The organism is Bellilinea sp., from assembly GCF_053501535.1.
The window spans coordinates 1-23,636 of the sequence record NZ_JBRCOK010000022.1 but is presented as its reverse complement, the minus strand read 5'-3'; the positions used below and the strand labels follow the sequence as shown (position 1 = coordinate 23,636).

The following is a 23,636-nucleotide window of genomic DNA, read 5'->3' as shown; positions in this document are numbered from 1 at the left end:
GAATTCATGTCCAGTAAAAATCTTTACATCCCCGAAAGCGCTATGGTCATCGTTGCCCATCCGGATGACGTTGAATTTTCCTGTGCCGGGACACTGGCGCGTTGGGCACGCGCTGGATGCCGCATATCCTACGTCCTCTGCACCAGCGGTGATGCCGGCATTGCCGAAGAAGGCATGACCCGCTCCCGTGCCGCTGAAATCCGCGAAGCGGAGCAGACTGCGGCCGCGCGGGTCATCGGCGCCAGCGAGGTCGTCTTCCTGCGTGAGCCGGACGGCTTACTCCAACCGACTCTCGAATTGCGCAAAAAACTGGTGCGCGAAATCCGCCGCTTTCGCCCGGAAGTCGTCATCTGCGGCGACCCGACTGTGGTATTTGCCAACAGCACCTACATCAACCACCCCGACCACCGCGCGGCGGCCACCGCCGCATTGGACGCCGTCTTTCCAGCTGCCGGTCAGCCTCAGGTGTTTGAAGAGCTGTCCGAAGAGGGACTGAAAGCCCACAAAGTGCGCAAAGTGTACATATCCGCCTGGGATGGCGGTGATACCTTTGTCAACATCGAGGAGACCATTGATTTAAAAATCGAAGCCCTGAAACAGCACAAAAGCCAGATGGAAGGATGGGATCCGGCCGAGATGATTAAAACCTGGGCTGCCGAAAGCGGCAAAGGCAAAGAGATGGCCTACGCCGAATCGTTCCGCGTCATCACGCTGATGAGCGATGAAGACTGGCAGAAGTATATAAGCGGCGGGCAGATTACCGCCCAAACATCTCCTGCAGCAGCGGATTGATGCGCTCCCAGTTGGGCAGCAGTACATTCGCCCCGCCGCTGGTGGTAAAGGGTGTGACCATCTCGCGGTCGAGGGTACGATTATCAATCCCATCCGGGCCGGCGCGCAGCAAGGCCAACCCCAGCCGCGGCCACAGCCAGACGGGCAGGTTGGTGTCCACCGATTCCAACGCTGCGGCAGTCACCGCCGGCAGGCGGCTCCACGAGGCCGGGTTGAGCATCTGACGGAAGGCGGCTTTGAAAAGCAGCTGCCCCTGCGCCATGCGGTAAAAATCATCCGTGCCGGTGCGGTTGCGGGCAAAGGCGAGCGCCTGTTCGCCGTTGAGCGTGTGTCTGCCGGGCGGGTAACCGGCAGTCGGCTGATCCAGTTCAATGGTAATCCCACCCATCGCCTCGACGATGGGCTGTACACTGTCAAAGCGCAGGCGCACGTAATAGGGCACATCCAGCCCAAAGTTCACCCGGACGGTTTCCAGCGTAGCGCGCGGCCCGGAACCGGGCTGGTCAATTTCGGCAAAAAAGTGGGCCGTGTTGATGCGGTTTTCGCCGACTCCGGGAATGTTCACCCACAGGTCGCGCGGAATGGAGAGCATTTTAATATCCGGCTGCAGCGGATTGATACTGAGCAGAATGTTGGTATCACTGCGTCCCATCGCGCTGCCATCCGGAGCGCGGTCAATCCCCAAAATCAAGATGTTGGTGCGCAACGGCGCGAAGAAGTACAACAACAAAACCGCCAGCAATCCCAAACCAGGCAGAGAAACCAGCCAGCAGCCTGCCCCCCAACGACGACGTTTTTTGGCGGGCCGTACGGGAATGGCCTGAAAATGTTCGTTCGGGTCAACCTCTCGCAGTGGAGCCGAAATCCGCAACGGTGTTTCCGGCGGATGTGCCGGTTGAAAAGGCGTTTGTTCGGTCATTTTTCATTCACCTGTCACCGAATTTTAACCCAAAAATGGGCGTTTTCAGCGCATAACCTTCTGCATTTAGGCCAGGCGCGTTCGTGATATACTCATCTTTAGGCATAAATCTATGGATCTCTTCAACCATGCCATGCAGGAAAGAATGAAAGATGAAGCGCCGCTGGCAGCCCGCATGCGCCCGCGTACGCTGGATGAATTTGTCGGGCAGGAACACATTATCGGGCCGGGCAAATTGCTACGCCGCGCCATCGAAGCCGACCGGTTATTTTCCTCCATTATCTTCTTTGGCCCGCCGGGTACCGGCAAGACCACACTGGCGCAAATCATTGCCAACTCTACTCAGGCGCATTTTGAAAGCATTTCAGCGGTTCTGGCAGGGGTAGCCGACCTGCGCCGCGTCATTCAGGAAGCCACCGAACGTCGCCGTTTGCAGCGCAAACGCACCATCCTGTTTGTTGATGAGGTTCACCGCTGGAACAAAGCCCAGCAGGATGCCCTGCTTCCGCATGTTGAAAGCGGCATGATCACCCTGATTGGCGCCACAACCGAAAACCCTTATTTTGATGTCATCCCGGCGCTGGTTTCGCGTTCGCGTCTGTTTCAGCTGCTGCCGTTGACCGAAGAACACCTCAACCACATCCTTGATCAGGCATTGAGCGATTCACAGCGCGGTTACGGCGGTAAAAACATTCAACTGGATGAAGACGCCCGTCGTCATTTGATTCGTGTTTCCGGCGGTGATGCGCGCAACCTGTTGAATGCCATTGAACTGGCTGTGGAAACCACTCCCCCGGACGAAAATGGAGTGATTCATATCACTTTGGAAGTAGCCCAGGAATCGATTCAAAAACGCGCCGTGCTGTACGACCGCAACGGCGATGCCCACTACGATACCATCTCGGCGTTCATCAAGTCGGTGCGCGGTTCGGATGCGGATGCCGCGCTGTACTGGCTGGCCAAAATGATGATCGCCGGGGAAGACCCGCGCTTTATCCTGCGCCGCCTGCTGATCCTGGCAGGCGAGGATATTGGACTGGCTGATCCGCGCGCTTTGCAGTTGGCTGCTGCGGCGGCGTATGCTTATGAGTATGTCGGCTTACCGGAAGGAATTTTTCCCATCGTCGAGGCAACGCTCTATCTTGCCACCGCCCCAAAGTCCAATACCGCCCTGTCCTACTTCAAAGTCAAAGAATGGATTGAGGAACATGGGGTTGGTATGGTGCCGCAGCACCTGATGGACAGCAGCCGGGATGCCAAGGGGTTAGGGCATGGCGCCGGTTACCAGTATCCGCACCAGTTTCCCGGTCATCATATCGGCCAGCAGTACCTGCCGGATGCTCTGCTGGGTACAACTTTTTACACCCCGTCACAACAGGGGTACGAAGCCGAAGTCGCCGAGCGATTGCAACGCTGGCGCAAAGCCCAGGCCCAGGCGCTGGGTTTAGAAGAACCACCCCCTATGGAGAAAAACGATGACCCTGATACTGCTGATTCGCCACGGTGAAAATGATGTCATGCATCGTCGTTTGGCGGGACGATTACCGGGGGTGCATCTCAACGAGAACGGCAGGAAACAGGCTCAATCACTCGCCAAAGCGCTGGAACATGCCCCCATCGAAGCGGTTTATTCCAGCCCGCTGGAACGCGCCCTCGAAACCGCCCAACCGCTGGCCGAAATGCGCGGGTTGACCGTCCAAATCCGCCCGGCGCTCAGTGAGGTGGACTACGGCGAGTGGCAGGGACGTACCTATAAGCAATTGCGACGCATCAAGCTGTGGAAAACCGTCCAGGAAGATGCCGCCAGTGTACGCTTCCCAAACGGCGAAACGCTGGTCGAAGTCCAGCAGCGGGTGGTGCAGGAACTGGAAAATCTGGCGCGTCAGCATGCCCGTCCTGTTGAAGAAGGCAAGCCGCCCCCGCCGGAGGCGGTCATCGCAGCCGTGGCGCACGGGGATATTATCCGGTTGGCATTGGCACATTACCTGAACATGGCGCTCAACGACTTTCACCGTCTGGTGGTCTTCCCTGCTTCTTTATCACTGGTGCGGGTAAATCAGGGGGAACGACCGCTGGTCATCCATATTAACCAGATTGCCGGCTTCATGTGGCAGCCTGCCCCGCAGCCCAAATCAGACAAAAAAGCGAGGTCATAAGCCGTCATCATGAATCAGCCGCTCAGCGAAAGCGCCCGTAAAGTGCAGGCAGCCCTGCAGGCATTGGGACTGCCCTGTCAGGTCGTTGAACTGCCTGCCTCCACCCGCACCGCGCCGGAAGCCGCCCAGGCCGTCGGCTGTCAGGTCGGGCAGATCGTCAAATCACTGGTTTTTCGCACCCAAACCAGCCGCCGGGCGGTTCTGGTGCTGGTCAGCGGCAGCAACCGGGTCAACGAAGACCGGCTGGCCGAAGTAGTGGGCGAGGCTGTCGTCAAAGCCGAAGCAGACTTTGTGCGCGAACAGAGCGGCTTTGCCATCGGTGGAGTGCCGCCGGTTGGTCACCACCGCCCTCTTCCAACCTACATTGACCAGGACCTGCTGCAATACGCGGAAGTCTGGGCAGCCGCCGGAACGCCGCATGCTGTGTTTAAGCTCAACCCGCGCGAACTGCCGCGCATCACCGGCGGGGAGGTCATCAAGGTCAATTAGCCGCTAGAACACAAACGCCCATAACAGCCAGACCACAATCACCAGAAGCCCAAAACCAAAGCGCAGGATCGCCCCCCAGCCGCAGCCAACTGCCAGACCTCGGGTTGAATCCCATGCTTTGCGCAAATCGCGGATGCGTAAATACTCGACGAGGAAGATGCCAGCCATTGCCAGAATCAACCCGCCCAGCGGCGGAAAGATCAATGAACCAAGCACGCCGCCGATAAGTGCCGCGCCAATCGAAAACCACGAAGCACCGCTGGTCTTTGCCGAAGCGCCCATCGCCACATTATCAATAATCCCGCCGATGATCACCAGAATGGTGATGATTGCAAAAAGAATACCGCCGGTCAGGTCAAAACCGCGCACCAGGCCGAAAACCAGCGCGGCCGCCCATTGAATCCACAGCCCGGGCAGAAGCGGGATGAGGGTTCCCGCCTGACCGAGCAGCAAAAAGGCTAAAACAATCCACGGGAAGGCTGCCTGCAAAGTCTCCTGCATGTTGATTTACCCGTCAGCGCGGATGACTTCGATGCCGCCCATCCACGGACGCAGCACTTCCGGCACGACCACACTGCCATCCGGTTGCTGGTAGTTTTCCAGCACAGCAATGAGTGTGCGCGGTAAACCCAGCCCCGACCCGTTGAGGGTATGCACCAGCCGGGTTTTACCACCATCCGCCGGGCGGTATTTGATATTGGCCCGCCGTGCCTGAAAATCCATCACATTGGAAACCGAGGATACCTCCAGCCATTCACCGCAGCCGGGTGCCCATACTTCAATATCATAAGTGATCGCGGCATTGAAGCCCAAATCACCGGTGCACAGCTGCACCACGCGGTAAGTCAGCCCCAGTTCGGCACAGGTCTGTTCGGCATCCGCCACCATTTTCTCCAGTTCACGCATCGATTCTTCCGGCCGACAGAAGATGTACATTTCCACTTTATCGAATTGATGCCCGCGCTTGATGCCGCGCACATCCCGCCCGGCGCTCATTTTTTCGCGGCGGAAACAGGGCGTGTAGGCCGTATAGCGGCGTGGCAGACTGGATTCCTCCAGCACCTCATCCATCAACATTCCGGTCAGCGGCACCTCGGCGGTCGGCACATTCCAGAAGTCTTCTTCGGCATCATGGTAAAGATTATCGGCAAACTTGGGCAGCTGCCCGGAAGCAAACAGAGTTTGCGACTTGACCATGAAGGGCAGGTAGCGTTCCTCATAGCCCTGGCGGATGTGCAGGTCAAGCATCCAGGCGATCAGCGCCCGCTGCAAACGCGCCCCGGCACCGTTGAGGATATAAAAACGCGAACCGGTGATCTTCACCCCGCGTTCAAAGTCAATAATGCCGAGGTTGACGCCCAAATCCCAGTGCGGGATGGGTTGAAAATTAAATTGAGGGATTTCACCGGATTGGCGCACCACACGGTTATCGTGCTCACCTGCCCCGTAAGGAGTATCCGGATGGGGAATGTTGGGAATGGTAGCCACCAGGGCTTGCAGGTCACTTTCTACCTGGCGAACCTGTTCGTCCAGTTCGGCGATGCGGTCACCCAGCGCGCGCATGGCGTCAATTTTGGCCTGCCTTTCGGCGGGGTCTTTCATGCGCCCGATTTCCTTGGAAACCGCGTTGCGCTCGGCTTTCATGGCTTCCACCTCGGTCAGCAGCGCCCGCCGGCGGGCATCCAGTTCCAGCACACGATCCACCGGTGCGTCTTCCATCTGACGGTCGCGCAAGGCTTTGCGCACTACTTCGGGTTTTTCGCGAATCAGGTTCAAATCCAACATCAACTCACCTCCGCAAAGATGAAACCAAAACCCCCGCGCCTTTGCAGGACGAGGGGGGAGCATCTCGTGGTGCCACCTGCTTTCGCCGCACAGGTCAGGTGCAGCCTCATTACGGTGATAACGGTACCGTCCGGCCTTCTTACGGCTCAGTCAAGCCCCTGCGAAGGCAACCTACCCGTTCAAACGGGCAACCGGAGTGGATTTCACTGGTTTTCCCGGCCGGCTCGCACCCGCCGCCGGCTCTCTGAACGGTAAAAACCAATTACTTGACTGCCGGGTCGGTCTTTCAATGAAGGCATTATACCTGAGGGCTAAACCCTGTCAAGGAAAACAACCCGTTCATTTTAGAAGAACAAATTCGCGGCGCATCCCATAAGGCTGATCATAGTCCTGTACCAGTCCATCAATTTCCATGGGTTCATCCCCGCTGCGCAAATCATAAAGGTACATTCCGGCAATGTAGCGGTTGGGGATTCCGCTTTGCGGGGCTGTCCACATCAAAAACCGTTCGGTATCCAGCCAGCGGGTTTCCATGATCATCTGACCGGGTACAGAAACCAACTCTCGCGGTGGGCGGCAAACATCTCCTAATGCCAGTTGTTTGACAATCGGGTTTGGCCCGCCAAACGGGCTGTAAGTCAACAAAAAGCGGCGGCTGTCCGGATTCCATGCCGGTAATCGCAAAACCCACCCGGCGGTGTAGCGGCGCTGGGCATTTTGCTCCAAATCCATCAATGTCAATGTGACCCAGTTATACATTTTCGGCGGAGCATTATCCACATCCGGCTGATTCAAAAAAGCAAGAAAACGGATGTCGGGAGAAAAAGAAAAAGTCCACGGATTGGCACGGATGACGGTCAGTTTCTCCACCCGGATGGATGGCGTCGTTTGAACAAAAAAGAAATTGGTTTCGGCGCGCTGGTCAAAGTAGGCATTCTTTGCCGCAAAGGTGTAAAAACCGCTCGAATCCGGCCGCCAGATGACCGCCCGATCGCCGGTTAAGTAACATACTTCAGGGTCGGGGCAGGCCGGTTCAAGGGCAATCACCTGTTCTTCACCATTCTGGTGGTCGCGCATTAAAACACCTTGCGGGTGAGTAAACACCTCAAAGCGTCCGTCCGGTGAAATCACCGGCAAATTTTGCGTGAAAGCCCCTTCACCCCCCGCCACAGGTGAAGAAGCATCCGGAGCAATGGTTTCAACCTGTCCATCCGGCAGGGAAACGCGGAAACGTTCGCCAACCGTATTTCCCGCGCCCAAACCCCACGCTTCAGCAAACACCTGCACTTCCAGCGCTTCAACCCTCTCCCCTTCTGCGGCGGTTTGCCAGACCAGCTGCAAATAGACACGCGCAGCTTGCGGGTACATTTCATGCGTTGCGCGGCTGGCGAATGGACCAACCTCTAGCATGCTGTTTTCCAACCGGTCAAAAATACGGAGTGGAATGGCCTCCAGCGGTTTTTCCGGGCGGGAAACAACCTGTCCATCGCTCAAAAAAGCAATGTAACGCCCGTCGGGTGAGAGGTGCGGCGCAACCGCGTCCGCAGGCAGTTCCAGCGCAGTTTTCTGGCGGCTGATTTCATCCCACAACCAGACCGTGTTTTCATTCACGTATAATATCCTGAGTGGGGAGAGGGCTTCCGTCGGTACGCTGACCGTTGGCGGGCAGGCAAATACTTCTGCGGTTGCCGAGGGAGTCAGCGAGGGACGCAGGGCAGGTGTTTGACTGGCTGTGGGGGTAGAGGTGGAAACAATTGTCTTTTGGGAAACCAAGGACGTTGTTGCCGCCAAGCGAGACGGTGTTGGAGTGAAGTCAGCAGGGGTAACCCGGTTGCAGGCCGTGAAACCCATCAAAAGAAAACAAAAAAGAAGCAACCACGAGGTCTTATGAGACTTCATCACGACCGCCTTTTGATAAAAAACCCGAATACATCCAACCACTGTAATGGTATTATAAGGAATAATCACCACGATGAAGCCACAAGATGACTCGGATTTTCCATTTTCCATCCTGACCGTCGGCAAAGGGCAGGTTGAAACCGACCGCAAAGGATGCTGGAGCCTTTCCATCCCTGCCGGCGAAGCCGGACAATACCGTGTTGCCCAGCTGGATGACTACCGTTACCTGCCGCGCAAGTGCTTTCACTGGCAGCCGCCGGTTACTCTCTCGCTGACCGCACAGGCATCTGATTCTTCCATGCCCGGCACCTGGGGTTTTGGTTTCTGGAATGATCCATTCAGTTTTTCGCTGGGAGCAAAGGGCAGTTCCCGCCGTCTGCCGGTGCTGCCAAATGCGGCGTGGTTCTTTTACGCTTCTCCACAAAATTACCTCAGCCTGCGCGATGACCTGCCCGCCAACGGCCTGCTGGCAGCGGTATTCCGCTCACCGTTGATTCCCGGTTTTCTGCTTGCACCGGCTGTGCTTGCCATGCCGCTGCTTGCTCTGCCCCTCACGGCACGCTGGTTGCGTCGGCTTGCCCGCCGCCTGATTCAGCAGGATGCTGCCCGTCTGGATGTGCAGGTGATTCAGCCCCATGAGTACCGCCTGGAGTGGCTGCCCCCACTGGTGCGATTCACCGTTGATGGGAAACTACTTTTTGAAACGCCCCTCACCCCGCGCGGCCGGCTGGGGCTGGTAATCTGGATTGACAATCAATACGCCGCCTTCACGCCGAACGGAAAACTGCGCTTTGGCCTGCTGCCAAATGTGACCGCCCACTTGAGAGTGAGCAATTTCCAAATTGGAGAGATATAAAAAACGCCCCTATTGCTAGGGGCGCAGGGTGGGTTGCCCAACTGGGGTTATTCCTGCAAGAATGAGCGCAGGAACCAGGCCATCTTTTCGTGCTGCCGGATCAGGTCAGTCAGAAAATCACTGGTGCCGACATCGCCATACTTTTCGAGACTATCGTCAATATCCTTGCGCAATTCACGGATGATGGTTTCGTGATCAGCCAGCAGGTTGGCAATCATCGTCATCACATCCGGATATTCACCTGGGTGCTCGCTCAGGCGGGTCAGTTGCAGATATTCGCGCATCGTGCCAACCGCCTTGCCGCCCAGCGCTCGGGCGCGTTCGGCGACATCATCCACAATATCATCCAGCATTTCGTACTGCTCGCCAAAGAACTTGTGCATCGGGTCGAAGCTCGGCCCCAACACATTCCAGTGATAGTTGTGGGTTTTGAGCATCAATACGTGCTCATCCGCCAGCAGGCGGTTAAGCCTTTCGATAACTGCTTCACGATTGGACGCTGTAATTTCAATTTCGGGTTGTCGTTCATCAAAAATTGTATTGGATTTTAATGTAGTCATTTTTTTACCTCCGAATAATACTGGTTTTAAGTTGATTCAGTCAGCCGGCCTGCGTCTGACAGGCGGCGCAAACGCCGTATAGATCCAACCGATAGGTGGAAACACGGAACGCCGATTGGGCTTGCAAGGCTGCCACCACGGGTTGGACATCCACGCCCTCGCCATCGTAAATTTGCCCGCAGCGAGTGCAGATCAGATGAGGGTGTGGTTCGGGATGAAATGCATCGTAACGGCTTCCCTGCAAATCGCCGCTGATCTCGATCACTTCTCCCATTTCCTTTAGCAGAGCAACCGTTTTATAGACGGTAGCCAGGCTGGTCATTGGAAAATCGCGGCAAACCCGCCGATAGACCTGTTCAACGGTAGGATGATCCTGCGCCGAAAGAAACGCCCGCAAAATCGCCACCCGTTGGGGTGTCATCCGGTGACCGTCTTTCTGCAACCTTTGAAGAATATCTCTTAAGCGTTCTTCGGTATCCATCGAACCAACCCTCTTGTTGATAATCATTATCTATAAGTAATTATAGCCAATAAATAATCGTTGTCAAGTTAATGTTCGATTAAAAACATCCTTCTCAAAAACACCCCCCTCCTTTACCGAGGGAACGGCAAAGCAAAGATTCGCGAGGTCGCCTGCGCATTCTTCAACTCAAATACATTATTCCTGAATTATCAAACGTTGTGGAATATCCGCCTGCTTAGCAATGGCAAATGGCGCGCGGTTGACCGCACGCCATTTGCACACCCAATTTCCCAAAACCCTTTACCTGGAGGCAAGATTTTGGCGGTTGAGCAGTTCCCGCTGCCCAACCAGTAAAACCCTGCTCAGGGGATGAATAATTGCAATATCAAACCTACCAGCAGCAATAACCCATAACTCCGATTTTGATAAAACGCGGCCGCCACAAAGTAAAGCGGCCAACCGGCTGCCAGCCTTGCATCTTGCGGTTTTTCCGTCGGGCGCGGCCGGCTGAATACCCGAATCACAGGGGGCAGGTAATACCATGCCAGCAGCACAATCAGCATAACCGGCGAGAAGTACCCCACCGCCACCAGGGTAATCACCGCTATGTACTGCAGGGCAATCATGCCCAGCACCACATAGCGGGAGCGTGTTTCGCCCAAAATGACCGGTAACGTTCGAATGCCTTTTTCCTGATCCTGCTGCAATTTATCAATGTGCTTGCCAAAGATAACCGTAGTCGGACCGAGAGCATAAGCCAGTGAGGCAAGTGCCACATACCAGTCCCACTGACCGGTAATGACATAATAGCCGCCGCCAATCATCAACGGCCCCCAGACCAGTAAAACGGCAACTTCTCCCAAACCAATGTACTTGAGCGGGTAGGTATAGAACAAAACGAAAACGGCACCCGCCAGCAGCAGCCATAATGCCAAAATTCCGCTCACGGCGACCAGATAAGCCCCGGCTGCCAGAGCGATCAGCCCGGTTACGGCAGCATAGAGCAGGTGTGTTTTACGGCTCCACAGTCCTTGCTCTAAAGGCTGCGGCCCGTATTGGGTACGGTAGTAATTGTCGGTATCCACGCCGCGCGAGTAATCGGTCAGATCGTTGAGCAAATTGTTGGTGGCGTGAGCGAAGATTAATCCGATAACCAGCATTAGCCAGCGCAGCAGGTCAAACTCGCCGGCACGCAGCGCAAGCAAACCGGCAATCGCAGCCGAGATGAAAGTCATAATCAGCACTGCTGCGCGGGTGGAAATCAACCATTTGGAAATGACATCCAAACGCTCCCACTCATCCCGTTCAACATGCGGGATGACCTGCAAGGCTTTGACCCACATTTTGACGTTGACCATGATTACCTCACATTTTCTATCTTAAAGGTTATTATCTCGGAAAGCAGCCAGATGTAAAGGCTTTTCCCAAAACTCTAATTCAATCTTAATGATGGGCTGTGTCTTTATCAGGAACCACGGCCTCTAAAACCTGCCGATTCTCAGAAGGCTTATGGAGAGGGCGGATGGGCCGAGCACTTAATTTTCGGCTTGCGCAGGGGGTAACGGCAGCATCCAGCCGCCTTCGCTGCCGTCTTCCTCTTTGCTCACCCGTTGTTCTTCAAAAACTGCCAGCCAGGCCGTATAAGCGCCTACCAGCGCATTCAATTCACCGGATGCGTAGATCATCTCGTAGGGCAGCCTGCCGAGCAGCAGTCGGCGGCGGGTTACTTCTTCAAAAAAATCCATCGGGTCTTTGAGAGGCAATTTTTCCTCGAATAAAATCAACTGGCGCTGCAAACGGCCTTCCAGCGAACGCGACTCAAACAAACGACCACCGCACAAGGACAAAAAAGCGGCCTGTGCCGAAAAACGCAGCCACTGCCGCTTCTGGTCTTCATCGGGGAAAGCACGATAGCCCAGTTCTTTTAATTGCTGCACAAGGACTTCCGAACGTTGTCGAGCGCTGCGACTGTCTTTTTCAACCAGACCAGACATTCCACCCCCGCCGCTGGTTTCCAGCCGTTCAGCAGCCTCTTTTCTCAGCCGCCCAAACAGATCATCTGCATACTCAGGGAAAAGACGTTGCTGCACCTCGCTTGAAGAAGGCTCTTTCAATGGCTTGACGACCCCATTAACCGCTGCCAGCACATCCAGCTGGCCGGCGGCAAAAGCCAGAACATCCTGAATTTTTCCTCCACCAATGGCCAGCACCCGTTTTTCGGCATCCAGCGCAACATAGGTCATCCCCTCCCGTCCGCTGCCCGGGTCAATTCCTAAAAAAACCGTCCGCTCGCTGACCATCATACCTTTAGTGTAGACCAGATTGTCAGCCTGCGCAACCTGTTTCAAACCCCGAACCGTGCCTTGACACCTTTCCAAAAACCCATTTACAATCCAATTCAGGATAATAAATGTCCAATTTCAACCGTCTTCTTTTCACTCTGCTTGCCATTCTCCTGGGATTGCTGATCAACGGGTGTAACGCTGTTCAAAATGAACCAAACCGGTTGCCTTCGCCTGCAAGTTTTTAACAACCCAGCCAGACTCCCAGCCCGCCGCCAACCATTACCCCCAGCCCGACGTTGCCTCCCACCGCTACCTTTACCCCAACCCCCACCCTGCATCCGCTGACCATTCAATCCATGCGCCTGCGGGATTATCCCGGTAGCGAGATCGTCTTTGAAGAAAAACTGGCTTCCGGCGGGAATTACGAACGCTATCTGGTCTCTTATCTTTCGGATGGGCTGAAAATTTATGCCCTCATGACCGTCCCGTTTGGTGAACCACCCCCCAAGGGCTTTCCGGTGATCGTTTTCAATCATGGCTATATTCCCCCGCGCGAATACCGCCCCACGGAACGCTATGTAGCCTATGTCAACGCTTTTGCCAGCCGCGGTTACATCGTCCTCCGCCCGGATTACCGCGGTCATGGCAATTCAGAAGGAGAAGCGCGCGGCGCTTACAGCACACCGGATTACACCGTGGATGTGTTGAATGCGGTTGCCTCAATCAAACGTTACCCCAAGGCCAACCCGGACAAAATCGGGATGTGGGGGCATTCTATGGGCGGTCACCTTACCCTGCGGGCAATGGTGACCACACCGGACGTTAAAGCCGGGGTAATTTGGGCAGGTGTGGTCGGCTCTTATGAGGATATGATGTACCGTTGGCGGCCGACCCCCATACCCACCCTTTCGACTGCCGGAAGACGTTTTACCCAACAACTGGTAGAAACGTACGGTTTGCCGCAGGAAAACCCCTCCTTTTGGGATTCAATCTCGCCGATCATGTTTGTCCATGAAATCAGCGGGCCGCTGCAGCTGCACCACGCCAGCGAAGATTCGGTTGTACCAATTTTCTTTTCGCAGCGGCTGGCTGAAGCTATGCAGGCCGCCGGTCAACCGGTGGAGTTTTACACCTACCCCGGTGACGATCACAACATTGCCAACAGTTTCAGCCTTGCCATGCAGCGTACGGTTGAGTTTTTTGACCGTTACTTGAAGTAATTATTTTCTTGACGTTCATATTCAGATGGGTTAGGATAAACGGGTGAAGAGTCGCCCGGTGTATTCCTCTATCCTTTTCTTGATCCTGATGGACGGGATTATCTTGCTGTTGGTCACCTTCATCGGTTTTGCTTCGCACAGCACTTCTCTGGCTGGCGGCCGATGGCTGGCCACCTTCCTGCCAATGCTGGCGGGATGGCTGGTTGCCGGCTGGCTGGGCGGGGTGTTCCACCCGGATATCAGCACGGATTACCGCCAACTTTGGCGGGTAATGGGTTGTGCAGCGCTGGCCGCCCCGTTTGGAGCCGTTCTACGTGGACTGTGGCTTCAAAATGTGGTCATGCCGGTCTTTGCCCTGGTGATGATGGCAGTTTCGGCTGTTGGTTTGTTGATTTGGCGAGTGATTTGGATTGCCTGGATCACCAGAAAGCAGGTCTGAATGGACGAAGCCGCCTTAATTCGCGATGCCCTGCAGGGCAATCTGGATGCCTTCAACCGGCTGGTGCTTGCCTATCAGCAAATGGCATTCAACCTTGCCTACCGTATGTTAAACGACGATGCTGCCGCCGAAGATGCCACCCAAACCGCCTTTATCTCGGCCTACCGCAATCTTAAACAATACCGCGGAGGTTCGTTCCGCGCCTGGGTGATGCGCATGGTCACCAATGCCTGTTACGATGAGTTGCGTCGCCGCCAGCGCCGCCCCACGGTTGCACTGGAGCCCATTCATCAAGAAGATGACGAGGAAATTGAATCACCTGCCTGGCTCGCCGACCACAACCCTCGGCCGGATGAAGAGATGGAAACCCGCGAGTTGGAAGCCGCCATTCAACACTGCATTCAGGATCTGCCGGAAGAATTCCGCGCCGTGGTCATTCTGGTAGATATTCAGGGAATGGATTATCAAGAAGTTTCACAGGCTATTGGAAAGCCGCTCGGCACCATCAAAAGCCGTTTGGCACGCGCCCGTCTGCGCTTGCGGGATTGTCTTTCCGGCTTTGCGGAACTATTACCGTCAAAATTTCGTCTTGGGAAAGAGGCTGAATTACAATGAAAGAGCAGTTGAATTCCCGTGATTTGATTCTGCTCTCTGCTTATCTGGATGGAGAGCTTGACCCGCGCGAAAAGGCGCGGGTTGAGGCATTACTCCAATCCAATCCTGAGGCAAAAGAAACTTACGAATCTTTACAGAATACCAGGGCGGTTTTACGGAATGCTCCGCTTCGCAAAGTGCCGCGCAACTTTACCCTCAGCGCTGCAGCCGTCCAGCAGCCCCGCCGTCCATTTGTCTTGATCCCCGCTCTGCGCTTTTCCTCCGTTCTGGCAACCCTCGTGGCCGTGTGGATGTTCGTCAGCCAGTTATTGCCGGGCATGGCAACCCGCCCGATGACCGCCAGTGAGCCGGTCATGGAATCACAAGCCACCGAATCAGAAACTGTCAGAATAATGGCTGCTCCTGAAATGTCACAGGAAACACCTCCGGTCGTGTACTGGGGCGGCCCACCGCCTCCTGCCATGGGCATGGGGGGAGGGGGAGGCATTGCGCCGGGCTGCCCGGATGCCTTTTGTGGGGGAGCAGCCGGGTATCCGCCTGCTGACGGCATGGGCGGTGGAACAGATCAATCCTTCAAAACACAGAGCATACCCGAATCCAGCTCAGGCAACATTCAACTCAACCCCATCCCTACACAAATTGAGCCGTTGCCACTGGAAGGTAGTGGTCCGGTGCTGGGCGTACGCCAGCCGGAAGAACAGGGTAAAACGCTGTTCACCCCTGATTTGAGTTCTACAACACCCGATTCGGCTGTTCCACCAAGCGAACAGGAGCGCGGCATGATCCGTCCGGCCTGGCTGGCAGGAGCTGGCTTTGCAATTCTGGCAATCGGGTTATGGCTGCTTTCCATCCTGCTCAAACGAAAGATTTCATGAGCCCAACCATTTACCGTTACTGCCCGCAATGTGCCGCGGAACTGGAAACTCGCATCGTCTTTGGCAAGCTGCGCCCGGTTTGCCCTCAGTGCGGGTTCATTTACTTTGCAGATCCAAAGGTTGCTGCCGGGGTGCTGGTGGAACAGGATGATCAAATCCTTCTGGTTCGCCGCATCAATGAACCCCTGCAAGGGTTGTGGAGCATCCCGGCCGGTTTTGTGGACGCCCACGAAGACCCCCAGCAGGCAGCTCTGCGGGAATGTCTGGAAGAAACCGGGTTGGAAGTCAAAATCACCGGGCTGGTAGATGTCATCAACGGACGGGAACATGAACGCGGAGCCGATATTATCATCGTCTATCGCGCTGTGGTGATCGGTGGTACGCTGGCCGCCGGCGATGACGCCGATCAGGCTGCTTTCTTTCCACGCAGCAATCTCCCGCCGCTGGCTTTTCGCGCTACCCGGCGTGTGCTGGGTGTGGAATAGCCCTCGAAGCCCTGCTTGACTTTTTACTGTCTGCGCTCCCCACGTTGTTTTACGGGCAGTAAAAAAAAACAAAAATTGTTAGTGAATTGAATAGTCGGCGGTGTTTTATTTTTAATGTTCCGTGCTATCATTATTAATACATGGCAGAAAATACCGATCGAATCTTAATCGCTGAAAGCGATCCGGTGATTGCAGATTTTATCTCGCGTCAGACGCTGGTGGCTGCTGGCTATCAGGTCTATCAGGTCAGCGATGGGGCCACGGCGCTCTCGCGTGCCATGCAAATCATGCCGGATGTCATCCTCGCCAATCTCGAACTGCCCGGTTTGAGTGGCAAAGATTTACTGGTCGGGTTGAATTCACAGGGTGTCAACATTCCGCTAATCCTGATTGCCAGAAAAGGCACCGAAAATGAGATCATTCAGGCCTTCCGGCTAGGCGCAGCCGATTATTTGATCTGGCCGGCACGCGAAGCGGAGGTGCTTTCCGCAGTGGAACGCAACCTCTCCCAGGTGCGGGAACGCCGCGAGCGGGAACGCCTGGCAGTTCAATTGCAGCAAACCAATCAGGAACTGCAGCAGCGCATCCGCGAATTGACCACCATCTTCTCCATTGCCAAAGCAGTCACCTCGATCACTGACCAGTCGGCATTATTCGAGAAAATACTGGAGAGCGTCACCCAAATCACCCATGCCGACATCGGCTGGTTCCTGCTGCGAGAAGAGGCTGGCAAAACCTTTTTGCTGGTTGCCCAACACAAATTACCCCCTTCGCTGCCGGTGCGCTTGAATCAGGCCTGGGACGATGGGATCAGTTCGCTGGTAGCCATGTCCGGCGAACCACTGAGTATTCACGGAGAACCGCTCAAACGATTCAAGGTTGCAGCGCTGGGTCAGTCGGCTTTGATCGTGCCGGTTAAAGTATCCAAACAGGTTATCGGCTTGCTGACTCTCATCCGCCGCAAACCCGAACCGTTCCGAGAAAACGAACAGCGCCTGGTCGAATCGATTGCCGATTTTGCTTCAATTTCACTGGTCAACGCGCGGCTTTTCCGAATCATGGAAGAACGCGCCCGCCACCAGCAATCACTGGCTGAAAATGCCCTGACCGGTGAAAAGATAACCATCGAATTACTGCAAAAAGTTAAAAAGGAGCTTCGACAGGTTGTCGAAATTCAATACGGCGCGCTGGAACGCCTGCTTCAAGACCCAACCATCCGCTGGTCGTCTGCCCAGCGCGAAAACCTGTCCTCCTTACGCCAATCGCTGGACACCTTAAACCAGTTAAGCGAAGCGATCACCCCCATTCAAACCCCGCGCAGCCAGCGGCCTGCCCGTGAGGTCAATCTGACAGAGCTGGTTCGAGTGACCGCCAGTCATTTTTTGCCATTTTCACAAAAGAGCAACCTTTCCTTGATTACCGACCTGCCCCCCCAGCCAGTTTATGTAGCCGGTGATGAACGTCAAATTACCCAGATTCTTGGCGGGCTGGTCAGCAATGCCATCAAGTTCTGCAACAGCGGTGGACAGGTGCGTATCAAACTGGAAAAAACCAACGGGAAGGATGCTCACCTTATCGTGAGTGACAGCGGGCCGGGGCTGGATGCCCAAATTGCCGCCAATCTTTTCGAAAGCGAGGCGGGCAGCGAGCAGACCCAACCGCGTCGTTTCGGCGGTTTGGGAGTAGGAATGAGAACGATTAAAGAAATGGTAAACCGACATAATGGTAAAATTTGGGTGGAGAGCAAACCGGGACAAGGCACCCAGTTTCATGTAATGCTGCCCGCCCGCTAAATCGGTATGATCCTGTTGAGGCACGAATCCTTTCATGAATAACCCAAACAAAGACCAGACCATCCTCGTCCTGATAACCGATCCACAGATCACCTATTTGCTTGAACGGGTGCTGCAGTCCGCCGGTTTCACGGTGGTGATTCAATCCGATGTTGAAACAGCCTTTCAATATACCGAAGACAATCACCCGGCGCTAATTCTGCTCAGTGAAACCATCAACCAGGGCAAAGGTCTGGAAGTTGCCGGTAAATTCATACATCAATTTCCTGCCATCCCCATTGTGTTGCTGGTACAAAAAGATACCCCCGAACTGCTCAAAAAAGCTTTGCGGCTGGGGGTGAGCGACTACCTGTGCCTGCCGCTGCGCACTGAGGATATTCTCACTTCGGTGCAGGAAAGCCTGAATAAAGTGCGTCAGTCGCGGGATTGGGTGCTTTTGGAGGCTCGCCGCGCCACGGACCGCCTGCGCCGCCGGGTGGATGAACTGGAAACCCTGGCAAGGCTGGGGCAGTCCATTACCTCCTCTCTCAACTCCGATGAAGTGCTCTCTGCCATTGTCGAAGCCGCCGTTGAACTGACCGGTGCTGAAGAAGGCAGCCTGTTGTTGTTGGATGAAGAGAGCGGCGAATTGTACATGCGCGCCGCCAAGAACTTTCAGGAAGATTTTGTGCGCACGTTTCGCCTGCCAATTCAGGATACGCTGGCCGGATCGGTGCTGCGCACCTCTCAACCGGTTGTTCTGGATGAAAGCACCCCGCAAAAAATCAAAACTTCCTATCTGGTGCACGCATTAATCTACGTGCCCTTGAAGGTGCAGGATCGCGTTTTCGGCGTGCTGGGAGTGGACAACCGCCACAGCCGCTTGCCCTTCCACAAACGGGATATTAACCTGCTTTCCACCCTCGCCGAATACGCCGTGATCGCCCTGCAAAATGCGCGCCTGTTTGACGAAACCCAGGCTGAACGCAATAAACTGGAAACCATTTTGAAGAAAATTCAGGACGGAGTGATCGTCATCGGGCAGAACCGGGAAATCATTCTGATCAATCAGGTTGCCGAAGCCGCTCTGGGCATTCACCACATGAATGTGGTTGGTAAGCCTTACCGAGAGGTCATCAGCCAGCCAGAACTGCTGGAATTGCTGGACACCAGCACGCGCAGCCTTTCCAACCGCACTGAACTGGTCGTGGAGGATGGGCGCGTCTTCGGAGCACAGCGCACCCCCATTCCAGATGTCGGTACCGCCCTGACCCTGCATGACATCACCTACCTCAAGAAACTCGACCGAATCAAGAGCGAGTTTGTCAGCACCGTTTCCCACGACTTACGCTCCCCGCTGACCGCTATTTTGGGATACGCCGAACTAATTGAACGGGCGGGGCCGGTCAACGAATTACAGCAGGAATTCATCCGCCGCGTGCAAACCAGCGTGCAGAACATCACCCATCTGGTGGATGATCTGGTCAATCTGGGGCGCATTGAAGCCGGTTTTGATACCCGTAAAGAAACCTTTGACCTGCGCCAGATTCTCGATCTGGCCGCAGATAACTTCCGCAAGGCGCTGGCGCGCAAGGGAAATACGCTGGAAATTAAACTGCCATCCCCCATGCCGCCTTTTTACGGTAATCCCGTGCAGATTCGTCAGATGTTCGAACACCTGATAGATAATGCCATCAAGTATTCCCAACCCGGTGGAAAAATCGAAATCTACGGGGAGATGGAACAAAATCAGATCATCCTGCAAATCAAGGATGAAGGGATTGGCATCCCTTCCGTAGATTTGCCGTTCATATTCGATAAATTTTACCGTGCCAGCAATGTCAACAACGAGGTTGCCGGCACCGGTCTGGGGCTGGCAATTGTCCGCTCGATTGTCGAAAGTCACGAAGGGCGCATCTGGGTCGAATCCACCGTAGGTCAGGGTACAACTTTCACCATTGTCCTGCCGATTGTGGAAAGCTGATTCTCCACCTTCATTTTCGGCTGACCAAACCGATCCTGCTTGCATTTAAAGCAAGCCTCCGCCGGGGGCGGTGAGGTTACCCGGCGGAGGCATTCGCCAAAGGAGGAGACAGCGATGAGCTAAATTTGGAGGTGTCCGGATGTCTGCGTCTCCATGCGTTATGATACCGCAAAGGTCTGACATTGGTTATTGTGTTTCATCATAGTTTTTGGATGACCTTATTCACATTACAAACCCCGTAAAAAGTCACGCGTCAATATGACAGCCTCAGTAACATCCCTGTACATGCCAATTTTAAGACGCGGATGATCGTTACCCAGAATCATTTTGGAAACCGCCGCCCCCGCCCGGTAACAGGCAAGCACCGGCTTCTCCAGCATCAAAGCCAGTGCAATTTCATAACCCACACCATGAGAGGGAGTACTCACCTCGGCAATCAACGCATCACACGCCTGCACCCAGTTGACATCCCTGCGGTACACCTCGCGCGGGTCAACAACGATTTCCATATCCAGTATTCGCGGACTGGCAAGGATAGCCGTTGGGACGTGATGCCCGTCCTCCAGTAAAGCCTGAACGATGGCTGCATAAACCGGCTGGTCCTTTCTTCCGCCGGTGATGGAACAGGAAAAGTAAATATTCATTTTCTTGGGCAAATCCCTGCTATCGAATGGGTTTGATTAAATTTTACCCGTATTTTTTCAACACTCAAAATTCAAAATCTGGCATACTTATTGCATGGAGTCATGAAATTGCCCCCGAATCTTCGCTTGACGCAGGATAATGCTTATGCTAGTATCATTGCAAGCGATGAAATCCTGAGGAAAGTTCACACGAAATTCGGGAATTCGTAACCTCAGAAGGAGAATGAAGATGAAAAAGAACCTTTTTGTAGTGGCGCTGATCAGTATTCTGGTTGTGGTGAGCATGGCTGCCTGTACCCGTTCTGCCACCACCAAACAACCCGGCGAAGCCACCGCCACCTCCGAAATCCCGTTCCCGATTGCTACGGTTGATCCAAACCAGCGGCTGACCGAAATCGTCCAGCAGACGCAGGCTGCCCAGCAGCCAACCGCCCAGCCACAGGAAACGACGCCGCAAGAACCCGGCGAGGCGACGCCAATCATTGTCGTCACCGACACGCCGGTGCCCCAACCGACCACCACCCTGCCGGTTCTGCCAACCCTCAGCCGCCCCGAAACCTACACCCTGCAAAAAGGTGAATGGCCGATCTGCATTGCCCGGCGCTACAATCTGGATCTCAACGCTTTCTTCTCCGCCAACAACCTCAACATGAATTCCCGCCCGGCAGAAGGAACGGTTTTGAAGATCCCGGCCACTGGAACGTGGTCTTCGGGGCCGCGCGCCTTGAAAGCCCATCCGGCGGATTACACGGTCAAAGCCGGCGACACGATTTACTCGATTGCCTGCGACTTTGGGGATGTGGACCCCATGGCAATTGCCGCTGCCAATAATCTGCAGGCGCCTTACACCCTCAAAGTCGGGGACGTCATCCGCATCCCCTAAAAACCTGCGTTCTCTTTGAGGCAGACGCACCATGGTACAATTAATGGCGGGATTGCCCCCGCCATATTTGCTTAATTAACGTGAGTTCGGGATTAGATCAAAACCTGGCATGCAGTGATTATTACCCCCACCTGCACCTCCCCCAAAATCGCCCCTGCGATTTTGGGGGAGGCGGGAGGGGGTCCTGCCGGAGATTGCCGCGCTCGCTCAAAAGGACATGGGACTGCTTATGTCGTTCCGAGCGGAGCGACACTCACCAGTGCTGACGGGAGTCCCCCCCTCTACCTGCACCTCCGCGGTGCGGGAGATTGCCGCACTCGCTGCGCTCGCTCAAAAGGACATGGGACCCAAAAATAGCCGAGGCGATTTTTGGAAAGGGGGGCTCAAACTTTTCCCGAACGAAGGTTACCTGCGCGTCAGCAGGCGGGCGTAAACCGCCAGTCCCAGCCCGGCCAGCAGGATGATGCCGCCCATCACCGCCATGAGCGGCGAGCGCCCGCCCTCGCTGACCGGCGTGGGAACCGCCTGCGAACTCAACTGCGCGCCGAAATCCAGCACCGAATTATCTCCCGCGCTGACCTCCAGGGCATAATTGAGCAGGGTGGTCGGGTTATAGCCCTGCGGAATGGCGACACTGATATTGTACTCCCCCTCTTCCAGATTGTCGAAACAGGCCGGCTCTTCCAGACTGGGGCTGGTTTCACCGGTCAGCGAAACGCGCCCAAGCCGGTCGGTGATGCTGACCGCTCCGCCGGGGATGGCGCTTTCGCCCTCTTCAGCCAGCGCGTTGCCGTTCACATCGTTGAACAGCACAATGCACACCCGGCCGGTGCCGCGGAAGGGAGTTGGAGAAGGTAAAACCGGTGTTTCGGTGGGCAGCACGGCTGAGGTCGGCTGCGGCTCAACCGTACCCAGCAGCAGCTTGCTGCCGGTGATCAGCACACAGGCCGCGTCCAGATTGTTGAGGCGGCGCAGGTCATCCAGCGAAACCTGATTGAGCAGCGAAACGCTGATGCAGGTATCGCCTTCTTTGACGGTGTAAAAAATCTGTCCGTTTTCGTTGGGGGTTGGCGTAAAGTACAACACCTGCGCCTGAGAGGCGGAGGGCTGAATCAGGCTCAGGCTGAGCAGAAAAATCAGCCCACCCAGCAGCAGGCTTGCGGTCAACCAGCGGCGGCGAAAGACAGCATTCATACGCGTTTCGATTATATCATTTAATCGGAAATTTCCCATTCCACCCGATTTCGCCCGTTGTTTTTGGCGCGGTACATTGCCTGATCGGCGCGCTGAAGCAGCGACTTGACCGTATCGCGGTCGCGGCTGAGCGCTACGCCAAAAGACATGGTAATCGGCAGGCTGTCGGTGAATTCGTATGATTCAACCGTCTCGCGCAGCCGGTTTGCCAGATACAGGGCGCGTTTCTGATCCTCCTCCAGCGCGAGGATGAGGAATTCCTCTCCGCCCCAGCGGCCGATCACGTCGCTGGCGCGCAGCTGGTAGTGCAGACATTCACCCACCTGGCGCAAAATTTTATCGCCGGTTTCGTGGCCAAAGGTATCGTTGATGCGCTTGAAAAAATCGACATCGGCGAGGATGACCGCAAACCGCCGCCGGCGGGCAAGGTGTTCTTCCAGCAGGGCGGTCATGCCGCGCCGGTTGGGCAGCAGGGTGAGCGAATCGGTGTAGGCAATCTCCTGAATGCGGTTGGCTTCGGCCAGCGAGCGGTTCAGGTCATCTTTTGCCTTGGCCAGTAAAAAGACCAGAAAGAGGATGCCGGCGATGCGCGTTTCCAGCCGAATCAGCTCAAGGGTGTAATTGTTTCCCAATTCGGCAAAGCGCAATGCCCCGCCCACAAACACCATGCCCAAAAAGAGCAGGTTAAACTGTAACGCCCTGCCGCGCGGAAAGACGATATAACTCAAAATAAATGAGAAGGCAAACGTCCAGAAAACGGCTTCAATTTCCTGCCATTGTTCGAACAAACTGGGGTGGAAGTAGAGAAAGTAAATGTACTTGGAAAAAAAGAAAAGTGTGGTGGTAATCAACACCGAGCGCTCAATCAGGTTGAGGGGAATGCGCTTCCACAACAAGCCGATGCACCAGAATGCCAGAGCGGCTGCCAGAAATGGGTAGGTAAAGCGGATAAAAACTTCCTGGTCGTGTTTTTGCAGCCAGATCAACACAACCGAGAGGAAACCGGGAAAGGCGGCAATCAGATACAGCCAGCGCCGCCGCTGGTCAATTTGTTGGGAGAGGGCATTGAGGGGGGTGGAAAATTCTTCTGTTGGGGGTGAGGTGTTGTTCATCAGACTGGTTCAGGTTTGCAGGAGGTAACAACTTCTAATTATCCCACAAATTATCAATTTTTAACGTGAGTTCGGGATATGTTCAAGATCCGGCAAGTAAAGCAATTACCCCCTCCCGCCTCCCCCTAAATCGCCCCAGCGATTTAGGGGGAGGTGCAGGTGGGGGTCAAACATCCTCAAAGGAATAGGAAGAGGATTTATCCCGAACT

Annotated in this window: 24 protein-coding genes; 13 read left to right on the top strand and 11 right to left on the bottom strand. The window is 55.1% G+C overall.

Annotated features, from left to right (window positions below):
* Nucleotides 1–6 precede the first annotated feature (6 nt).
* Nucleotides 7–792, top strand: coding sequence for a PIG-L deacetylase family protein (locus ACWIZX_RS01685; protein WP_322792804.1), 786 nt, complete (start codon nucleotides 7–9; stop codon nucleotides 790–792).
* On the opposite strand, the gene ACWIZX_RS01680 is transcribed toward ACWIZX_RS01685, so the two are convergent.
* The gene (locus tag ACWIZX_RS01680; protein WP_448334620.1) at nucleotides 758–1,711 is read right to left on the bottom strand and encodes an LCP family protein; all 954 of its coding nucleotides are present in this window, start codon (nucleotides 1,709–1,711) and stop codon (nucleotides 758–760) included. The two genes, ACWIZX_RS01685 and ACWIZX_RS01680, sit on opposite strands and share 35 nt — an antisense overlap.
* Nucleotides 1,712–1,823: 112 nt before the next feature.
* On the opposite strand from ACWIZX_RS01680, the gene ACWIZX_RS01675 reads away from it, so the two are divergent.
* The 3 genes from ACWIZX_RS01675 to ACWIZX_RS01665 are packed head-to-tail and all read left to right on the top strand — an operon-like array spanning nucleotide 1,824 to nucleotide 4,356.
* A complete protein-coding gene (locus ACWIZX_RS01675; RefSeq protein WP_322792802.1) occupies nucleotides 1,824–3,218 on the top strand; it encodes an AAA family ATPase in 1,395 nt (464 codons plus the stop codon).
* Nucleotides 3,187–3,867 carry an MSMEG_4193 family putative phosphomutase gene (locus ACWIZX_RS01670; RefSeq protein WP_448334619.1) on the top strand — a complete coding sequence of 227 codons (681 nt, stop codon included), beginning with the start codon at nucleotides 3,187–3,189 and terminating at the stop codon, nucleotides 3,865–3,867. The genes ACWIZX_RS01675 and ACWIZX_RS01670 overlap by 32 nt, the downstream gene beginning before the upstream one ends.
* A 9-nt stretch (nucleotides 3,868–3,876) precedes the next feature.
* A complete protein-coding gene (locus tag ACWIZX_RS01665) occupies nucleotides 3,877–4,356 on the top strand; it encodes a YbaK/EbsC family protein (RefSeq protein ID WP_448334618.1) in 480 nt (159 codons plus the stop codon).
* Between the two features lie 3 nt (nucleotides 4,357–4,359).
* Here the strand turns inward: ACWIZX_RS01665 and ACWIZX_RS01660 are convergent, their stop codons facing one another.
* The 3 genes from ACWIZX_RS01660 to ACWIZX_RS01650 all read right to left on the bottom strand — a co-directional run bounded on the left by ACWIZX_RS01660 (nucleotide 4,360) and on the right by ACWIZX_RS01650 (nucleotide 7,914).
* Nucleotides 4,360–4,857, bottom strand: coding sequence for a DUF456 domain-containing protein (locus ACWIZX_RS01660; RefSeq protein ID WP_322792799.1), 498 nt, complete (start codon nucleotides 4,855–4,857; stop codon nucleotides 4,360–4,362).
* 6 nt (nucleotides 4,858–4,863) lie between these two features.
* Nucleotides 4,864–6,141, bottom strand: coding sequence for a serine--tRNA ligase (gene serS, locus ACWIZX_RS01655; protein ID WP_322792798.1), 1,278 nt, complete (start codon nucleotides 6,139–6,141; stop codon nucleotides 4,864–4,866).
* A gap of 339 nt (nucleotides 6,142–6,480) precedes the next feature.
* Nucleotides 6,481–7,914 carry a hypothetical protein gene (locus tag ACWIZX_RS01650; RefSeq protein WP_448334617.1) on the bottom strand — a complete coding sequence of 478 codons (1,434 nt, stop codon included), beginning with the start codon at nucleotides 7,912–7,914 and terminating at the stop codon, nucleotides 6,481–6,483.
* 199 nt (nucleotides 7,915–8,113) lie between these two features.
* Between ACWIZX_RS01650 and ACWIZX_RS01645 the strand changes: the two genes are divergently transcribed.
* A complete protein-coding gene (locus ACWIZX_RS01645) occupies nucleotides 8,114–8,896 on the top strand; it encodes a hypothetical protein (protein ID WP_448334616.1) in 783 nt (260 codons plus the stop codon).
* 47 nt (nucleotides 8,897–8,943) lie between these two features.
* Here the strand turns inward: ACWIZX_RS01645 and ACWIZX_RS01640 are convergent, their stop codons facing one another.
* The 4 genes from ACWIZX_RS01640 to ACWIZX_RS01625 all read right to left on the bottom strand — a co-directional run bounded on the left by ACWIZX_RS01640 (nucleotide 8,944) and on the right by ACWIZX_RS01625 (nucleotide 12,297).
* The gene (locus ACWIZX_RS01640) at nucleotides 8,944–9,456 is read right to left on the bottom strand and encodes a Dps family protein (RefSeq protein WP_448334615.1); all 513 of its coding nucleotides are present in this window, start codon (nucleotides 9,454–9,456) and stop codon (nucleotides 8,944–8,946) included.
* A gap of 40 nt (nucleotides 9,457–9,496) precedes the next feature.
* Nucleotides 9,497–9,937: a Fur family transcriptional regulator gene (locus tag ACWIZX_RS01635; protein ID WP_322793676.1), complete on the bottom strand. Its 441-nt coding sequence runs from the start codon at nucleotides 9,935–9,937 to the stop codon at nucleotides 9,497–9,499.
* A gap of 344 nt (nucleotides 9,938–10,281) precedes the next feature.
* On the bottom strand, nucleotides 10,282–11,277 hold the full coding sequence (locus tag ACWIZX_RS01630; protein WP_448334614.1) for a prenyltransferase: 996 nt from the start codon (nucleotides 11,275–11,277) through the stop codon (nucleotides 10,282–10,284).
* Between the two features lie 177 nt (nucleotides 11,278–11,454).
* Entirely contained in the window at nucleotides 11,455–12,297 is an 843-nt protein-coding gene (locus tag ACWIZX_RS01625; RefSeq protein ID WP_448334613.1) for a hypothetical protein, read from the bottom strand.
* Between the two features lie 203 nt (nucleotides 12,298–12,500).
* Between ACWIZX_RS01625 and ACWIZX_RS01620 the strand changes: the two genes are divergently transcribed.
* The 7 genes from ACWIZX_RS01620 (at nucleotide 12,501) to ACWIZX_RS01590 (ending at nucleotide 19,594) form a co-directional block, all read left to right on the top strand.
* Nucleotides 12,501–13,424 (top strand): alpha/beta hydrolase family protein, encoded by a 924-nt coding sequence (locus ACWIZX_RS01620; RefSeq protein WP_448334612.1) that lies wholly within the window; start codon nucleotides 12,501–12,503, stop codon nucleotides 13,422–13,424.
* A gap of 43 nt (nucleotides 13,425–13,467) precedes the next feature.
* On the top strand, nucleotides 13,468–13,863 hold the full coding sequence (locus ACWIZX_RS01615) for a DUF3054 domain-containing protein (RefSeq protein WP_448334611.1): 396 nt from the start codon (nucleotides 13,468–13,470) through the stop codon (nucleotides 13,861–13,863).
* Nucleotides 13,864–14,478, top strand: coding sequence for a sigma-70 family RNA polymerase sigma factor (locus ACWIZX_RS01610; protein WP_322793681.1), 615 nt, complete (start codon nucleotides 13,864–13,866; stop codon nucleotides 14,476–14,478).
* On the top strand, nucleotides 14,475–15,353 hold the full coding sequence (locus ACWIZX_RS01605; protein ID WP_448334610.1) for an anti-sigma factor family protein: 879 nt from the start codon (nucleotides 14,475–14,477) through the stop codon (nucleotides 15,351–15,353). Before ACWIZX_RS01610 ends, ACWIZX_RS01605 begins: the two co-directional genes overlap by 4 nt.
* Complete coding sequence (locus tag ACWIZX_RS01600; RefSeq protein ID WP_322793683.1) at nucleotides 15,350–15,838, top strand: NUDIX hydrolase; 489 nt, start codon at nucleotides 15,350–15,352, stop codon at nucleotides 15,836–15,838. The genes ACWIZX_RS01605 and ACWIZX_RS01600 overlap by 4 nt, the downstream gene beginning before the upstream one ends.
* Before the next feature lie 140 nt (nucleotides 15,839–15,978).
* Nucleotides 15,979–17,631 (top strand): ATP-binding protein, encoded by a 1,653-nt coding sequence (locus ACWIZX_RS01595; RefSeq protein WP_322793684.1) that lies wholly within the window; start codon nucleotides 15,979–15,981, stop codon nucleotides 17,629–17,631.
* Nucleotides 17,632–17,665: 34 nt separating this feature from the next.
* Nucleotides 17,666–19,594, top strand: coding sequence for a hybrid sensor histidine kinase/response regulator (locus ACWIZX_RS01590; RefSeq protein ID WP_322793685.1), 1,929 nt, complete (start codon nucleotides 17,666–17,668; stop codon nucleotides 19,592–19,594).
* A gap of 227 nt (nucleotides 19,595–19,821) precedes the next feature.
* Here ACWIZX_RS01590 and ACWIZX_RS01585 read toward each other — a convergent pair whose 3' ends face one another.
* Nucleotides 19,822–20,238: a nucleoside 2-deoxyribosyltransferase gene (locus tag ACWIZX_RS01585; protein WP_448334609.1), complete on the bottom strand. Its 417-nt coding sequence runs from the start codon at nucleotides 20,236–20,238 to the stop codon at nucleotides 19,822–19,824.
* A gap of 229 nt (nucleotides 20,239–20,467) precedes the next feature.
* On the opposite strand from ACWIZX_RS01585, the gene ACWIZX_RS01580 reads away from it, so the two are divergent.
* Entirely contained in the window at nucleotides 20,468–21,121 is a 654-nt protein-coding gene (locus tag ACWIZX_RS01580; RefSeq protein ID WP_322793687.1) for a LysM peptidoglycan-binding domain-containing protein, read from the top strand.
* A gap of 405 nt (nucleotides 21,122–21,526) precedes the next feature.
* Here the strand turns inward: ACWIZX_RS01580 and ACWIZX_RS01575 are convergent, their stop codons facing one another.
* Complete coding sequence (locus ACWIZX_RS01575) at nucleotides 21,527–22,315, bottom strand: LysM peptidoglycan-binding domain-containing protein (protein ID WP_448334608.1); 789 nt, start codon at nucleotides 22,313–22,315, stop codon at nucleotides 21,527–21,529.
* A gap of 20 nt (nucleotides 22,316–22,335) precedes the next feature.
* Nucleotides 22,336–23,427: a GGDEF domain-containing protein gene (locus ACWIZX_RS01570; protein ID WP_322791897.1), complete on the bottom strand. Its 1,092-nt coding sequence runs from the start codon at nucleotides 23,425–23,427 to the stop codon at nucleotides 22,336–22,338.
* Nucleotides 23,428–23,636: the final 209 nt, after the last annotated feature.

Excerpts from the sequence above, each read along its gene's own strand:
- ACWIZX_RS01570 (WP_322791897.1), bottom strand. The coding sequence starts at position 23,427 with ATGAACAACACCTCACCCCCAACAGAAGAATTTTCCACCCCCCTCAAT.
- ACWIZX_RS01660 (WP_322792799.1), bottom strand. The coding sequence starts at position 4,857 with ATGCAGGAGACTTTGCAGGCAGCCTTCCCGTGGATTGTTTTAGCCTTT.
- ACWIZX_RS01580 (WP_322793687.1), top strand. The coding sequence starts at position 20,468 with ATGAAAAAGAACCTTTTTGTAGTGGCGCTGATCAGTATTCTGGTTGTG.
- ACWIZX_RS01605 (WP_448334610.1), top strand. The coding sequence starts at position 14,475 with ATGAAAGAGCAGTTGAATTCCCGTGATTTGATTCTGCTCTCTGCTTAT.
- ACWIZX_RS01635 (WP_322793676.1), bottom strand. The coding sequence starts at position 9,937 with ATGGATACCGAAGAACGCTTAAGAGATATTCTTCAAAGGTTGCAGAAA.
- ACWIZX_RS01675 (WP_322792802.1), top strand. The coding sequence starts at position 1,824 with ATGGATCTCTTCAACCATGCCATGCAGGAAAGAATGAAAGATGAAGCG.
- ACWIZX_RS01685 (WP_322792804.1), top strand. The coding sequence starts at position 7 with ATGTCCAGTAAAAATCTTTACATCCCCGAAAGCGCTATGGTCATCGTT.
- ACWIZX_RS01590 (WP_322793685.1), top strand. The coding sequence starts at position 17,666 with ATGAATAACCCAAACAAAGACCAGACCATCCTCGTCCTGATAACCGAT.
- serS (WP_322792798.1), bottom strand. The coding sequence starts at position 6,141 with ATGTTGGATTTGAACCTGATTCGCGAAAAACCCGAAGTAGTGCGCAAA.
- ACWIZX_RS01630 (WP_448334614.1), bottom strand. The coding sequence starts at position 11,277 with ATGGTCAACGTCAAAATGTGGGTCAAAGCCTTGCAGGTCATCCCGCAT.
- ACWIZX_RS01645 (WP_448334616.1), top strand. The coding sequence starts at position 8,114 with ATGAAGCCACAAGATGACTCGGATTTTCCATTTTCCATCCTGACCGTC.
- ACWIZX_RS01575 (WP_448334608.1), bottom strand. The coding sequence starts at position 22,315 with ATGAATGCTGTCTTTCGCCGCCGCTGGTTGACCGCAAGCCTGCTGCTG.
- ACWIZX_RS01595 (WP_322793684.1), top strand. The coding sequence starts at position 15,979 with ATGGCAGAAAATACCGATCGAATCTTAATCGCTGAAAGCGATCCGGTG.
- ACWIZX_RS01665 (WP_448334618.1), top strand. The coding sequence starts at position 3,877 with ATGAATCAGCCGCTCAGCGAAAGCGCCCGTAAAGTGCAGGCAGCCCTG.
- ACWIZX_RS01600 (WP_322793683.1), top strand. The coding sequence starts at position 15,350 with ATGAGCCCAACCATTTACCGTTACTGCCCGCAATGTGCCGCGGAACTG.
- ACWIZX_RS01640 (WP_448334615.1), bottom strand. The coding sequence starts at position 9,456 with ATGACTACATTAAAATCCAATACAATTTTTGATGAACGACAACCCGAA.
- ACWIZX_RS01670 (WP_448334619.1), top strand. The coding sequence starts at position 3,187 with ATGACCCTGATACTGCTGATTCGCCACGGTGAAAATGATGTCATGCAT.
- ACWIZX_RS01680 (WP_448334620.1), bottom strand. The coding sequence starts at position 1,711 with ATGACCGAACAAACGCCTTTTCAACCGGCACATCCGCCGGAAACACCG.
- ACWIZX_RS01585 (WP_448334609.1), bottom strand. The coding sequence starts at position 20,238 with ATGAATATTTACTTTTCCTGTTCCATCACCGGCGGAAGAAAGGACCAG.
- ACWIZX_RS01610 (WP_322793681.1), top strand. The coding sequence starts at position 13,864 with ATGGACGAAGCCGCCTTAATTCGCGATGCCCTGCAGGGCAATCTGGAT.